This window comes from Mesorhizobium sp. M7A.F.Ca.CA.001.10.2.1 (genome assembly GCF_003998575.1).
In the GTDB taxonomy this organism is placed as follows: domain Bacteria; phylum Pseudomonadota; class Alphaproteobacteria; order Rhizobiales; family Rhizobiaceae; genus Mesorhizobium.
The window spans coordinates 1-14834 of sequence record NZ_RZQY01000077.1 but is presented as its reverse complement, the minus strand read 5'-3'; the positions used below and the strand labels follow the sequence as shown (position 1 = coordinate 14834).

Annotated in this window: 13 protein-coding genes; 5 read left to right on the top strand and 8 right to left on the bottom strand. The window is 63.7% G+C overall.

Annotated elements, in window-relative coordinates; all coding sequences use genetic code 11:
- The 8 genes from EN964_RS07800 to EN964_RS07760 form a co-directional block, all read right to left on the bottom strand.
- On the bottom strand, positions 1–224 hold a 224-nt coding region (locus EN964_RS07800; protein WP_164775757.1), incomplete at its 3' end, for an NIPSNAP family protein.
- A gap of 51 nt (positions 225–275) precedes the next feature.
- Positions 276–1514 carry an MFS transporter gene (locus EN964_RS07795; protein ID WP_127268700.1) on the bottom strand — a complete coding sequence of 413 codons (1239 nt, stop codon included), beginning with the start codon at positions 1512–1514 and terminating at the stop codon, positions 276–278.
- A gap of 463 nt (positions 1515–1977) precedes the next feature.
- Complete coding sequence (locus tag EN964_RS07785; RefSeq protein ID WP_127270033.1) at positions 1978–3078, bottom strand: aminotransferase class I/II-fold pyridoxal phosphate-dependent enzyme; 1101 nt, start codon at positions 3076–3078, stop codon at positions 1978–1980.
- A 223-nt stretch (positions 3079–3301) separates the two neighbouring features.
- Positions 3302–3763 carry a MucR family transcriptional regulator gene (locus EN964_RS07780; protein WP_127270031.1) on the bottom strand — a complete coding sequence of 154 codons (462 nt, stop codon included), beginning with the start codon at positions 3761–3763 and terminating at the stop codon, positions 3302–3304.
- A gap of 215 nt (positions 3764–3978) precedes the next feature.
- Positions 3979–4698, bottom strand: coding sequence for an ROK family protein (locus EN964_RS07775; protein WP_127267459.1), 720 nt, complete (start codon positions 4696–4698; stop codon positions 3979–3981).
- 12 nt (positions 4699–4710) lie between these two features.
- A complete protein-coding gene (gene zwf / locus EN964_RS07770) occupies positions 4711–6087 on the bottom strand; it encodes a glucose-6-phosphate dehydrogenase (RefSeq protein WP_127267460.1) in 1377 nt (458 codons plus the stop codon).
- 22 nt (positions 6088–6109) lie between these two features.
- Complete coding sequence (gnd, locus tag EN964_RS07765; protein ID WP_127267461.1) at positions 6110–7123, bottom strand: phosphogluconate dehydrogenase (NAD(+)-dependent, decarboxylating); 1014 nt, start codon at positions 7121–7123, stop codon at positions 6110–6112.
- 63 nt (positions 7124–7186) lie between these two features.
- Positions 7187–9607 carry a glucan 1,4-alpha-glucosidase gene (locus tag EN964_RS07760; protein ID WP_127270029.1) on the bottom strand — a complete coding sequence of 807 codons (2421 nt, stop codon included), beginning with the start codon at positions 9605–9607 and terminating at the stop codon, positions 7187–7189.
- A gap of 331 nt (positions 9608–9938) precedes the next feature.
- On the opposite strand from EN964_RS07760, the gene EN964_RS07755 reads away from it, so the two are divergent.
- From EN964_RS07755 to EN964_RS07735, 5 genes are all read left to right on the top strand, one after another.
- Positions 9939–11210 carry a histidine kinase gene (locus tag EN964_RS07755; protein ID WP_127267463.1) on the top strand — a complete coding sequence of 424 codons (1272 nt, stop codon included), beginning with the start codon at positions 9939–9941 and terminating at the stop codon, positions 11208–11210.
- Complete coding sequence (locus tag EN964_RS07750) at positions 11210–11932, top strand: response regulator transcription factor (RefSeq protein ID WP_127267464.1); 723 nt, start codon at positions 11210–11212, stop codon at positions 11930–11932. Before EN964_RS07755 ends, EN964_RS07750 begins: the two co-directional genes overlap by 1 nt.
- Before the next feature lie 80 nt (positions 11933–12012).
- Entirely contained in the window at positions 12013–13014 is a 1002-nt protein-coding gene (locus EN964_RS07745; RefSeq protein ID WP_127267465.1) for a YihY/virulence factor BrkB family protein, read from the top strand.
- Between the two features lie 195 nt (positions 13015–13209).
- Entirely contained in the window at positions 13210–14100 is an 891-nt protein-coding gene (locus EN964_RS07740) for an SMP-30/gluconolactonase/LRE family protein (protein ID WP_127267466.1), read from the top strand.
- A 96-nt stretch (positions 14101–14196) separates the two neighbouring features.
- Positions 14197–14834, top strand: a 638-nt coding sequence (locus EN964_RS07735; protein ID WP_164775756.1) for a substrate-binding domain-containing protein, incomplete at its 3' end; no start/stop codon positions are given.

Below are 14834 nucleotides of genomic sequence, written 5' to 3'. Positions count from 1 at the left end.
CATTCCGGGTCGGCAGCCATACGCTTGCGATAGACCTCGTAGTCGGCAAGGCTCGGAAAGCTGAACATGGCAAAAGCGATATTGCTCGCCCCCTCGCTCGGAAGGAAATAGCCGTGATGGTTTCCGCCGAGGCGGTTGACCAGAGCTATCCAGCGACGGCCATAAACTTCGAACTCGGCAAGCTTGTAGGGGTCGATGACATATTTCAGGTAGCAAGTGATCATGAGAGCTCCTGTGGCATGGGCGAGGCATGTCGGCTGTCAAACGTAGGAAGATCAGTTGCGTCCGTCGAGATGGCGCACCTTGCGCAGTTGCGGGAACAGCACCATCCACAGGCCCGCTACGGCGATGGCGCCGATGCCGCCGATCACCACGGCCGGCACCGTGCCGATCAGCGCGGCCATCGTGCCGGCGCGGAATTCGCCGACCTCGTTGGAGGCGCCGACAAAGACCTGGTTGACGGCGTTGACGCGGCCGCGCACATGGTCGGGCGTCCACAGCTGAATTAGCGTTTCCCTGATGTAGACGCTGAACATATCGGTGGCGCCAAGGAAGACCAGCGCCACGATCGACAGCCAGGTGATGGTGGAAAGGCCGAACAGCACGGTGAAGGCGCCGAACGAGGCGGCGGCGACCAGCATGATCATGCCCGCGTGGTTGCGAAGCGGATGCCCGGCCAGCCAGATGGCGACGCAAATGGCGCCGATGCTGGGCGCCGAGCGCAGCAGGCCGAGGCCCCAGGGGCCGAGCTGGAGGATGTCGCGCGCATAGACCGGCAGCAGCGCCGAGGCGCCGGACAGGAGCACGGCGAACAGATCGAGCGAGATGGCGCCGAGCACGATCTTCTCGCTCCAGATGTAGCTGAACCCGCCGAGCAGGTGCTGCATCGTCGGCTTTTCCGACTCGGTCCGCTGCGACGGCTTCGGAATGGTGAAGATCAGCAGCCCGGACACGAGCATCAGGACGGCGGCGGTTCCGTAGGCCGCTTCCGGCGACACGCCGTAGAGCAGGCCGCCGGCGACCGGGCCGACGATGGTCGCCGTCTGCCAGGCCGATGAATTCCAGGCGATGGCGTTGGCGAAATCCTGAGGCGGCACCAGATTGGCGAACAGCGAGGCGGAGGCCGGACCGAAAAAGGCGCGGGCGACGCCGAACATGGCAAGCACGCAGAAGATCGGCAGCGGCCCGCTGATGCCGCGCAGCGTCAGGAACAGCAGCGCCAGCGCGCACATCGCCTCCACCACGACCGCCAGCGCCATGATCAGGCGGCGGCCGAAGCGATCAGCGACGACGCCGGTGACCAGCACCAGAAGCAGCGACGGCAGGAACTGGACGATGCCGACAAGGCCGAGATCGAGCGGGTCGCGGGTCAAATCGTACATCTGCCAGCCGACCGCGACGGACACGATCATGGTGGCGAATGTGGTGAGGAAACGCGCCGCCCAATAGCTCAGGAAGGAGCGGTGGCGGAACGCGGCATAGCGCTGGTCCGGCGATATCTGTTCTGCTGTCATGATTTAAGAGGCCCCGTTCGAATGGCATCAGCTGGCGGGGCACTTCCACGATGGGCGCTGGTCCGGCTGGCGGAACTTTTAGCTCAGTTCGCAGCGGATATGCGTCAAAATCAGTGCTGGATCAAGGAATTTTCAGCCTAAAGCGCGTCGCGACTTTTGAGCGAGATGCATTAGCGCTACTGCGTCATGAGTTTCTGGCCGAACGGAGCAATCGTTGACGTTGGCGCTGCCCCTCACTGTCCTGCCGGACATCCTATAGTGACGGGGAGAGAGGGGCGGGCGGCGACGCCGGCATTTCTCCCGCAACGCTGGAGATTGGCGAAATCGCCGATGACAGCACCCCTCTCCCCGTCACTATACGGGGAGAGGATGCCGGCAGGCAGGTGAGGGGCGGCGCAGACGCTGGCCACTATGAACGGTCGCTGTGACGCAGTAGCATCAACCGGTCGCTGGCACGGGAAACTTACTGCCGCAGCGCGGCGGAGATGGCATCAAGGCCGCCGCGCAATTCGGCTTCCGTCGGCCAGCCAAAGCCGACGCGGAAGAAGCATTTTTCCATCTCGAACCAGTGGCCGGGTCCGACATAGGTGCCGTGGTTTTCCAGCAGGTTCACATAGAACCGGTCGAGGTCGAAGCCGGGTTCGACATTGAGGCGCGGGAAGCCGACCACGCCGCCTTCGGGCCGCACCCAGTCGACCAGCGGTTCGCGATCGATCCAGGCCTGGACGATGTCGCGGCGCCCCGCCATTTCGGGCAGCAGCGTCGCCAGGAAAGCGTCCCGGCGTTCGAGCATGCCGCGGGCAATGCCTTCGTCGATAACGCTGCCGCAGATGCCGATCTGCTCCTTGGCGGCGAGGAATTTCTCCTGAAGCTCAGCGTCCCTGGTGATCAGCCAGCCGATGCGGATGCCGGGAATGCCGAAGGCCTTGGACAATGACGAGACGCTGATCGCCTTCGGGCTGAGTGAGGCAGCCGTCGGCAGCCGCCGGCCGTAGGAAAGGTCGCGATAGGTCTCGTCGACCAGCAGACGGCAGTTGCTGCTTTCGGCAAGCGCAACCAGCGCATCGAGCTCGGTTCGGCTCATCATCGTGCCGGTCGGGTTGTGCGGGCAGGTGACGCTGATCAGCTTCGTGTCCGGCCGCAGCGCCGCCTTGACGCGTTCGACATCAATGGCGAAGCCTTCCTCGAAGGCCAGGTCGACAAAGCTGATGGCGCAGCCGATCGCCCTTGGGGTTTCGATGTTGGTGGCGTAGTTGGGCCTGATGACGACGAGATGGTCATTGGCCGACAAGAGCGAGGTCGAGATGATGAACAGCGCGCCCGCGGCACCGGCAGTGACCAGGACATCATCCGGCGAAATGCCGGCATCCTGCGCCGAGATCAGTGCACGCAACTGCTTGTCGCCGCGATGCTCGCCATAGAAAAGCGTGAGATCAGGCAGCGACAGGCCGATGTCGGAGAGCTTCTGGTCGGCGATCGAACTTTCCGAAAGATTGTAGCGGATACGGTCATAGCCGTATTCTTCCGGCGCTTCTTTCTCGATCACCATCCTGGTGTAGTTCATGGCTCGCTCCCCTAGAGCAGTTCACCGTTTCACGGAAACGGCGACCCGCTCTAACTCCTTGTTTTTAGGCAATTCCGGACGGAAAACCGTTTCACAATTTTCCTGGAATTGCTCTAGCAACCCGTCCACCTATCCAAGCCATAAAAACATGAAGCCTGCCAAGGCGAATTCGCCGGCAGGCTTCTGTTCCAGTCGTCCTAACTGTTGGCTCAGGACTGAATGTTCAGGCCGAGGCCTTGGCCTTCCTGCCCTTGGCGGGTGCCTTCACGGGGGCAGCCTTGCGGCCGAGGCCGATGGATTTCGCCAGCAGCGAACGCGAGGCCGCGTAGTTGGGAGCGACCATCGGATAGTCCGACGGCAAGCCCCATTTGGCGCGATAGGCGTCCGGTGTCAGGCCGAAATGCACGCCCAGGTGACGCTTCAGCGATTTGAACTTCTTGCCGTCTTCGAGGCAGATGATGAAATCGGGTGTCACCGACTTCTTGGGGTTGACCGCCGGGACCAAGGGGGCAGCCACCGGGACCGCAGGCTTGCCGAGCGCGTTTATCGAGGCGCTGACGCTGGCGATGAGGTCGGCCAGGCCGGAGGCGGGCAAGCGGTTCTTCTCGACGTAAGCGGACACGATGTGAGCGGTCAGCTCGAGCAGATCGATGTCTTTACGGGCACTGTTGCTATCGTCGGTCACTCTATTTCTCCGTCTACAGCGAATGACCTGAAAATCGGATTCGACTTCCGGAAAGGATCATGCGCGAAATCAAAATGCTATGGCGTCCTTCGTGCGTCCACGGGACGAATGGCGTTGGTGTAGCGCGGAATTCCTAGTCGGCAAATCTGCGTATTGCAACGACTTGATGTCAGGTCACACGTTATTTTGAACAACTATATTAAACAATAACAGTATCAGACTATCAGCGCTTTGTCGCGCCACAAACGAAACCCGCCTTCGAAGGCGCGTGTGTTGTCGCCGCGCCTGGAGTCGGCGGGCAATTCATCGAGCTTGTCGACGTTGCCGCCGCCAATCACGACATAGTCCGGCTGCATGGCGGCACGGAGCCGGTCGACGACGTCGAAGACGTATTTGCGCCATTTCTTCTTGCCGCGCTTTTCCAGGCCGCGTTCGCCGACATAATCCTCGAAACTCCTGCCCTTCTTGTAGGGCAAATGCGCGAGTTCCATCGGTTGGGCGACGTTGTCGGCGATCATCGCCGCACCGAGACCGGTGCCGAGCCCGAGGAACAGCATGCGCCCGCCCTCGTAGCTGCCGATGGCTTGCATCAGCGCATCATTGACCACTTTCACCGGTTTGCCGAACGCGCCCGCAAAGTCGAATCCAGCCCAGCCCTTGCCGAGATTGGCGGGGTCGGCGAGCGGCCTGTTGTGATTGACCGGGCCGGGATAGCCCATCGAGACGACGTCGTAGGACAGGCCTTCGGCGAGCTTGTTGACCACGTCGATCATCTGCTGCGGCGTCAGGCCCGGCCCCGAATCGGCGCGGCGCTCCTCGCCGCCGGCGCTGGTGAGGATCTTGACGTGCGAGCCGCCGATGCCGATCGTGAGCACGATCTTTTCAGTGTCCGGCTTCTCGGTGCCCGATGCAGGTTGCTTCACCGCCTTGGCCATCGTGTGGTCCTCTCACTTCACCGGATCGATCCAGCCATTGGGCGGCCCGAACCCGGCCATGACGTCCGCCGGTCCCCATGTGAGCGGCTCGTAGAGATGCGGCGGCGTGGTGTCGCCAAGCACCGGGCCGACGATGCGCCAGGCCAGTTCGCTGGCGTCCTGGCGGGTGAACAACTGCCCGTTGCCGTTCATGGCGTCGCCGATCAAGCGCTCATAGGGCGGCATGTCGCCCTTTGAATCGTCGAGCGCCGTCAGTTCGACCTGCTCGCCGATCATGTCGTCGCCCGGCGCCTTGCGCTGTGCTCCGATGGCGATCACCACCTGTGGGTCGATGCGGAAGCGGACGTAGTTCTGGTCGGCGGGCTTGATCGGATCGAAGACATCGAGCGGCGGCCGCTTCAGCCGCACCACCACTTCGGTGACATGCACCGGCATGTTCTTGCCGGCGCGGATGAAGAACGGCACGTCCTGCCAGCGCCAGGTGTCGACGAAGAAACGCACCGCCGCGAAGGTCTCGACGGGCGAGTTCGGCGCCACGCCGGGCTCGGCGAGATAGCCGGTGAACTGGCCACGCACGACATCGTCTTTTGTCAGCGTCCTGATCGCGCGCAGCACCTGCACCTTCTCATCGATCAGGTCGTCGGCGGAACGGCCGACAGGCGGCTCCATGGCAAGCAGCAAAAGGATGTTGAGCAGATGGTTCTCGATGACGTCCCTGATGCAGCCGACATCGTCATAGAAGCGGCCACGTCCCTCGACGCCGAAATCCTCGGCCATGGTGATCTGCACGCTCTCGACGTAGTTGCGGTTCCAGATCGGCTCGAGCAGCGAATTGGCGAAGCGGAAATAGAGCAGGTTCTGGATCGCTTCCTTGCCCAGGTAATGGTCGATGCGGAAGATCGACTGTTCGTCGAACACCAGATGCAGGACCCGGTTCAGCCAGCGCGCCGATTGCAGATCGTGACCGAAGGGCTTTTCCACCATCAGCCGCGCGCCATGCGCCGTGCCTGATTGCTCCAGCCCCTGGACGACGGTCTCGAACATGGTCGGCGGCACCGCCATGTAATGCAGCGGCCGCTGCGCGGTGCCGAGGGCGTTTTTCAGTTTCTCGAACGTCGCTCCGTCACGGTAGTCGCCGCTGACGTAGCGCAGCAGCGAGGCGAATTTGGCGAACGCTTTCTCGTCGATCTTGCCGAGCGCATTGACGATGCCGTCACGCGCGCGCGCCTGCAATTGCTTGAGGTCCCAGGCATCGAAGGCGACGCCGATCACCGGTTCGGTGAGCGTGCCCTTGGCGACCATCTGGTAAAGGGCTGGAAATATCTTCTTGTGGGCGAGATCGCCGGTTGCCCCGAAGAGCACCAGCGTGTCGGACCGTTCCTGGCTCATGCGCGTGTCTCCCCCCGTGTCGTCACTTGCCGGCCTTCGGCTTCTCGACATGGCCGCCAAAGGCATAGCGCATGGCGGAGAGCAGCTTGTCGGCGAATTCGGATTCGCCCTGCGAGGAGAAGCGGTCGAACAGCGCCGAGGACAGCACCGGAGCCGGCACGCCGGTGTCGATCGCCGCCTTCAGCGTCCAGCGCCCTTCGCCGGAATCCGAAACGCGGCCGCCGAAATTCACCAGGCCCGGATCGCTTTTCAAGGCGCCGGCCGTCAAGTCGAGCAGCCAGGAGCCGATAACGCTGCCATGCCGCCAGACCTCGGCCACCTGCGGAAGGTCGATGTCGAACTGGTAGTATTGCGGGTTTTCCAGCGGACTGGTCTCGGCGTCCGCCGTCCGTTGCCGCTTGCCGGCATTGGCCGACTTCAGGATGTTCATGCCTTCGGCATAGGCGGCCATGACGCCATATTCGATGCCGTTGTGCACCATCTTGACGAAGTGGCCGGCACCGCTCGGTCCGCAATGCAGATAGCCAAAGGGCGCGGTGCCGGCATCCCCAGGCGGATTGGCGCCGACGTCGGCGCCCGGTGCCAGCGTGGCGAAGATCGAATCGAGGTGCTGCACCGCCACGTCGGGGCCGCCGATCATCAGGCAGTAGCCACGCTCCAGGCCCCAGACGCCGCCGCTGGTGCCGACATCGACAAGATGGATACCCTTGCCGGCCAGTTTCGCGGCCTGGTCGACGGCGTCGTGGTAGTAGGAATTGCCGCCGTCGATAACGATGTCGCCGGGCTCCATCAGGGCCGCCACCTGATCGATGATCCTGCCGGTGATCGCCGCCGGCAGCATCAGCCACACGCAGCGCGGCTTGGCCAGCTTGCCGACGAATTCTTCCAGCGAGGCCGCCCCTGACGCGCCGTCGGTCACCAGGGCGGCGACGCTGGCCGGGTTGATGTCGTAGACGACGCATTCGTGGCCGTCGCGCATCAGGCGCCGGACCATGTTGGCGCCCATCCGGCCCAGTCCCATCATTCCGATCTGCATGGTTTCGTCCCTGTTTTCTACGAGATTTGCGGGGTTATCGAGGGAAGGTCTACTGGCTGTGATCTACTGGCCATCTTGGTCGCCCGATATGACGGAGAAGTCGACATTCTCCCAATCGCCGGTCCCGGGCCAGAAAAAAGTGAAGAGCAGCGTGCTTCCCTCGGGGAGGCTTGCCGCGGGCAGATCGGCAAGATGGATGCCGAAGGCGTTCTCCACCGTCTGGCTGTCATGGGCGGTCGCCCAGTTGTCGGTGCTCCAGTGAACTGTAGCCGGGTCCAACAATTCGACGCGCAACGTCTTGCCCTCCGGCATGGTGCGGATCTTGTTGTTGAACCGCCAGGTCCTGAACGAGGATACGGTCTTGTCCTCGATATAGCGCTTGACGCCTTGCGGCGGCATGTCGAAGACCGCGCCGTCGCGCAGCGAGCGCAGCAGCTTGATATGCTCCGAATGCGCCCAGACCAGCGGCATGGCGCTGCCCGAGGGTCGGCCGTGCAGCAGTTCGCGTTCCGGCAGATCGGCGCCGTCCCAGACCTGCTCCGGCAACAGGCCGCCCGGTCCGGCCGAGCCTTCCAGCGCTGCCAGCAGGCTGGCTGCCTTTTCCCTGCGCCCAGCCGCCAGCTCATAGTGGGCGCGTTCGCCGGCCAGCAGCGGCCAGGGGCGACCCTGGCCGGTGCCATCGAAAGGCGCGCCGTCTTCGTGCTCGCCATAGCCGTCACCATTGTAGCGGTACCAGAGCGGCCCTTGCGGCAGATCGCAGCGCAATTGCGCGTCGATGACCTTGACCGTGTCTGTCATGCGCGGATCGTCAGCCGCCCGCAGACCGAAGCGGACAAGTGCCAGTGCATCCGGGCTGACGATTTCCTCGGGCGGCCGGTCGGTGTCGCCAGGCGGCCGGTTCTTGATCGGGACATAGCCGTCCTTCGGCGAACCGGCCTCGGCGCTGTCGGGTGGTGCTATGCGGACATAGTAGCCTTCGACGCCGACTTGACTGCAGATCGCCGTGCCGGTGACGTAGGTCCAGCGCTCGACCTGGTCGTTCCAGACGTCTGATGTCTCGCGCAGATACGTCGCGGCGTCTGTCTTGCCGCAGGCGTCGAGCAGGTCTGCCGCGGCAAGCAGTGCGGCGATTTCGACGGCGAGCGTGAACGGGCTGTAGCCGGCATCCTCTTCCCAGCGGTCCTCGCCGGTGACGGGCCCGTTGCGCACGACATAGCCGGCGGCGCGCTCGATCATCGGCAGGAAGGTCATGAGCCTGGCGCGGGGCAAATGGCCGGCGCGGCGCAAAGCGTCGGCCAGCAGCAGCGGAAAGGCGCATTCGTCCATCTGGATGCCGGGCCAATAGGCCGATCCGTCGAGCCAGGCGTTCTGCGGCCAATGGCCGTCCGGCTGCTGGATGGAGCTGAGGTAATCGAGGATTTGCAGGGCCGAGGCAGCATCGCCGGCAGCAAGAAAGCCGCCCGCCGTCTCGACCAGATCGCGCGGCCAGACCAGATGGTAGCCGCCGAGGTCGTCGTCACCCTTGTTGAAGCCCCACGGGATCGACAGGCTGGCGACCGCGGCGCCTGGTGTCGCGATCGACCGGTGCGTCGCCAGTACCGCGGTGCTGGTGCGATAGAAGTTGATCCCGGGCACCGCGTGCCGGTCGTCCAGCGGCAGCAAGCCCTTTTGCCAATTGCGCCAGTTCTGAAGATAGGAGTTCGCCGCGGGTTCAAAACCCTGCTTCAGGCTGGCGAAAGCATGTTCCGCGGCCTCCTCAGGCGTCGCGCCAAATCCCAGCGCCAGCAAAGCCTTGGTCCTGGTCGCGGAAAAGCCGATCTCGCCCGTCAGCGCAACATTGCCGTCCTCGGCCCGCTGGTATGCAGCGTCGAGCTCACCTGTATTGTGGAGTTGCTGCCAACCGTCGGAAAAGCCGACATAGCCGGCCGAACCGGTTCGCCAGGGCAGCGACGAGGCCAGCGCCAGGCAAGAGCCGCGCCCCGAGGCGAACAGCATGGGCTTTCCCTCGTGCTCGCCGACCCAGGCGGTGTTGCCCATGCCGGCATTGACCAGATGCGGCGCCAGAAGCGCGTAGACGCGGTAGTCACCGGGCACCCCTTTCAGCGCCGTGAAGGTGATTTCCTGCAGCAGCGCCGGGCGCTCCGGGTCGGCGAGGATACGCTTTTCGATCCGCCAAGCGCCGTCATTCGCCGTATTGACCAGCCTGTAGGCGGGCACGCCGTCCTCGAACGGTTCGATCGTATGCCCGGCATCGCGTTTCTCTTCCGAAAAATAGCCGCCGGGACCGGTGACGATCAAGCCGAGGTCGCGGGTGCAGGCGCTGTCGACGCGCGGATAGTAGACTTCGTTGAGGATGCCGTGGCTGATCGTAAACCAGATCCGGCCGGCCGGCGAAAGCGACGTTCCGACGCCACTCTTGGCGCTTGATGTCCAGCGCGCCGGGATCCCCGGGGCGCCCGGAGCAACGTTTTGCGTCACTGGCATTCTGTTTCGCTCTCCTGGCCTCCTCCCTAGACCAGGACGCGAACCCTTTACAATCATTGCACCGCAAGTTGATCGGCCGGTCCAACGGCAGGGCAACGAACTCGGGCTGACGGGTTTCTTCGGAGCCTTCGCCCGCCATTGGCTGACGGAGCATCAAGCGAACAACCCGCCTGTGCGGCGGGTCACTGGCGCAAATCAGCACCATGGACAAAAATGTACCATAGCTGAGGTCACCGAGTCAAGAAAAAATTCCTATAGTCAACGGCGCCGTCGTTGACAGCGGCGGCGGCATGCGTCCACTATTTCGCGGCACGGGAGGATCGTGAAAGCAATGGCGGAAGTGTCCCTGGTCCTGATCGACCGGCTGCTGGCGATATCGCGGGCGCTTGCCGGCCATATCGATCCCGGCACGGCGTTCCGCGCGACCGCCATCGAGATCGGCACGCTCATCCCGCACGACCATATCGATCTGGCTGTGCTGTCTCACGATGGGCGCATGCATGCCTGCTACGAAGCCGGTTTCCACACCAGTTGGAGCGAGCTCGCCCAGCATCCGGTGGAAGGCAGTCCGATTCGCTTCGTGTTGTGGGGCAAGACGCCTTACCTGTTGTCGGACAACGCGCTTGTCGACGACCGTTTTCATTTTGCCGGCGCTTTCGACGAGCCGATTTTCGCGGCCAAGCTGCGCAGCCGCATCATCGTGCCGCTCAGGGCGCGCGGTAGCGTCATCGGCGCGCTCAACATCAGTCGGCACGAAATCGGCTGCTACACGCTTGCCGATGTCGCGGTCGCCCAGCAATGCGCCGATCTGATCGCGCCCTATATCTTCGCGCTGATCCAGACCGAGGAGGCGCGCCGCGCCATGCTGGCCGAGAGCGAGGCGCGCAACCGCGTCGAACTGCTGCGCGTAGGCGCCTCGCAATTGACCGAGGGCATGGAGCGTGAACGCCGCCGCATGGCCATGGACCTGCACGACCAGACGCTTGCCGATCTCGCCCGCATCGCGCGCCAGCTTTCGGCCTTGCGCGGCCAGGGCGTGGCGCGGGCCGCGCAGCTTGCCGACCTCGAGCAGGAGGTCGCCGGCTGTCTGACGGAACTGCGCCACATCGTCGACGCCATGCGGCCGAGCGTGCTCGAACTGTTCGGCCTGCGCGATGCGGTCGAAGCGCATCTCAACCGCAGTGTCAGCAAGGCCAAGCCGCCGATCGCCGTGCGCATCGCCGACACCAGCGACGGCGGCGCCGACAGTTTGCCGGAGCCAGTGCGGACCGCGCTCTACCGGATCGTGCAGGAAGCGATCAACAATGCCGTTCGCCATGCCGCGCCGCACCGCATCGACGTGCTGCTGGCGTCGACCGCAAGCGTGCTGCGGGTGATCGTGACGGATGACGGCCAGGGCTGCGGCACCGTCGACCCGGCTGCGTATGGCGGCATCGGCCATATGCACACGCGGGCAGCCCTTATTGGGGCGCGGCTGCGCATCGGCCAGGCCGGCCGCAAGAACGGCGGCACCCGTGTCGTCGTCGAGATCGACCGCCAGCCGTCGCGAGAATTGGCGGCGGCAGCGGTGCCTGGCGAGTTCGCCGTATCGGAGGCCATGTGATGCTTGTGATGATCGCCGAGAATGACGGGCTGCACCGTAGCTTCGCGCGGCGGACGGTGGAGCAGCTGTGGCCCGGCGACGTCGAGGTGATCGAGGCGAGCGACGGCGAGGACGCCATCAACCTGGCGGCCCAACGCGAGCCACTGCATGTCGTGCTCGATTTGCAGATGCCGAAGGCGACGGGAATCGAAGTTGCCAAGGCGATCTGGAACCGCCGCGCCGGCACGCACATCCTGTTCTGGTCGAATTTCGCCGACGAAGCCTATGTGCGCGGCGTGGCACGCATCGTGCCGCCCGGTTCGGTCTACGGCTATGTGCTCAAATCGGCGACGGAGGAGGGCATGCGGTCCGCGCTGCGCGGGGTTTTCCGCGAAGGCCACTGCATCATCGACCGCGAGATCCGCGGCATCCAGCACCGCGTGCAGGACAAGTTCGAGGGCATCACCGACGGCGAATATGAGAGCCTGATCGACATCGCGCTCGGCCTGACCGACCGGGCGATCGCGGCGCGGCGCGGCCTGTCGATCCGTGGTGCGCAGAGCCGCATCAAGCATGTCTATGACAAGCTCGGCATCGTGCCGGCGGACGACGGCGCCGGCGATGCTTCCGTGTTCAACTCGCGGACGCGGGCGATCTATCTCGCCATGGCGCGTGGCCTGATCAACATCGACGCACTGCGCCGCGAACAGGACCGGCTCGATGCCTGGCTGGCGGAGCACTGAACAGCGGCGGCCACGCCCCGGAACTTCGGAAGGTCAGGCGCATTGCTAGTGAACGCCAACTCAATGCCTGCGGACCCGAAGTGCGACCCTCAATCACAGATTCATGGCATCTGGTGCGTGAAAGCATAGTCGGCTTCATCAACGACAATGCGCTTAGCCATGGTGCTGCGATGGCTTTCTATGCCACCACCTCGCTGGCGCCGATCTTGCTGATCGTGGTTGCGATTGCTGGTCTCGTCTTCGGCCACGATGCCGCACAATTGGCCTTGTCCGCGCAGATATCAGGGCTGATGGGACCGGAAAGCGCCGATCTCCTGAAGACTGCGCTGGAAAGTGCATCCGACAGTCTGTACGGCACCTGGGCCGCGATCATAGGGCTGGTCACCTTGCTGGTGGCCGCGTCTGGTGTCTTCGGCGAAATGCAGCAATCGTTGAACACGATCTGGAAGATCGAACCGCAAGGCAATTCCCTGTCGCGTCTGGTGCGGGCGCGGGCCGCCAGTCTGGGGTTGGTGGCCGCACTCGGGTTCCTGTTGCTGGTCTCTCTCATCGCAAGCACTGCGATTTCGGCACTGGGCGATTTCATCAACGCCTATCTGCCGTTCGGAACGATCATACTCAGCGGGATCAATGGCGTCGTTTCGTTTGCACTTATCTCGGTGATGTTTGCCGCCATCTACAAGGTTCTACCCGATCGAACCCTGGAATGGCGCGATGTGGCAATTGGCGCTATCGGGACCGCGGCCCTGTTCACACTGGGGAAATCGCTTATCGGCTGGTATATCGGCACCAGCGCGGTTGCGTCTTCGTATGGCGCCGCCGGCGGCCTGCTCGTCATACTGCTCTGGGTTTACTACTCGTCGGAAATTTTCCTCCTCGGTGCCGAGTTCACGCGCGCCTATTCCGTTCGGCACGGCAGCCGGTCCGATCTGAAAACCTTGGTTCACAGCCCTTTACCCGCGCAGCACGACTCGGCTCGAACACAACAGGAGTCCAACGCTGCAGGCGTGGTCGTGCTCGTGGCTGTGGCGTGCGCGAGCGCAACCTTGACCGCGCTTTTGCGGAGTGGTCGCCGGCCCTGATCTGACGTCGTCGCTATCCCGTGCTCGATAGGCACGGCCGACTGTGCAAACGCACAGTCGGCCGTGCGCTTTGACCCGTATCGGCTCGTCGGTACCGCGCCTACGCTCTGCCCCAACAAGAAGCCTATATCGGGAAGCGCTCATGCCATTTGTCACCATGCGGAGTAGCACGGCTGTTCGCGCCGGGAGCCGATGATGTCGGTGTCGGCGCGTGCGCGCCATTCCGGCTTCGACGACGTCGTCGGCGATGCGACCATTGAGACCCTGGCGAGCGGCTTCGGCTTCCTCGAAGGGCCGGTCTGGCACCCCTACGAGAAATGGCTGGTCTTCTCCGACATTCCGGAAAGCCGGATCTATCGCCGCAGTGCCGAAGGCGAGATCGAGCTGTTCCGCGCGCCGAGCCACAAGGCCAATGGCAACACGCTGGACCGCCAGGGGCGGCTGGTCACCTGCGAGCACGCAACGAGCCGGGTGACCCGCGCCGAACCCAACGGCAGCGCGACGGTGCTTGCCACGCACCATCAGGGCAAGCAGCTCAACAGCCCGAACGACATCGTCGTTGCCACCGGCGGATCGATCTATTTCACCGATCCGGGCTATGGCCGGAGGGAATTCTATGGCGTGCCACGGCCACAGGACCTGCCGTTCCAGGGCGTCTATCGCATCGATGGCGATGGCGCCCGGCTGACATTGCTGGCTGACGATTTCGGGCAGCCGAACGGGCTGTGCTTTTCGCTGGACGAGTCGCGGCTGTTCATCAACGACACCGAACGCGGGCATATCAGGGTGTTCGGCGTCGAAGCCAATGGCGACCTCGATGGCGGCGCGGTGTGGGCAGTGACCGAGGGCGAGGGGCCGGGGGCGCCCGACGGCATGAAGATCGACAGCCGCGGCAATCTTTACTGCACCGGACCCGGCGGCATCCACATTTTCGACGCCTCGGGCGCCATTCTTGGCGTCATCCGGACGCCCGAGGATTGCGCGAATTTCACCTTCGGTGACGACGATCTGCAAAGCCTCTACATCACCGCGTCGACGTCGCTGTACCGGCTCAGGGTGCGCGTGCCGGGATTGAGACTGTTTTGAGCTCGCGACAATCCGTGCTCAAATCAGAGTTGGGAGTGAGGCCGGGGTCAAAGCCGGTGGGAATGCAGCAGTCAACACATCTGGGAGGATAACGACATGAAGAAACTGTTCGTTCTGGGCGCTCTGGCGGCAATGCTCGCCTCGGGCACGGCGCTGGCCGACACCAGTGGCAAGAAGATCGCTTTTTCCAACAATTATGCCGGCAATTCCTGGCGGCAGGCGATGCTCGACAGCTATGGCATTGTCACCAAGAAGGCGGTCGCCGACAAGATCGTCGGCGCGGCCGACATCTTCACCACCGCCGACAAGGAGGTGCCGACACAGGCGGCGCAGGTGCAGAACCTGATCCTGCAGGGCTATGACGCGATCGTCATCAACGCGGCCTCGCCGGATGCGCTCAACGGCGCCATCAAACAGGCCTGCGATGCCGGCATCGTCGTCGTCTCCTTCGACGGCACCGTGACCGAACCTTGCGCCTACCGTGTCGTCGTAGACTTCAAGGACATGGGCAAGCAGGAAATCGAGCAGATGGCCAAGTTCCAGCCCAAGGGCGGCAATCTGCTGGAAATCCGTGGCCTTGCCGGGACCTCGATCGACGATGCCATCCATGCCGGCATCCTCGAAGGTGTCGCCGCCCATCCCGAGTTCAAGATCGTCGGTTCGGTGACCGGCGACTGGGACCAGACGACAGCGCAGAAGGCGGTGGCAACCATCCTGCCGTCGCTGCCCGACAT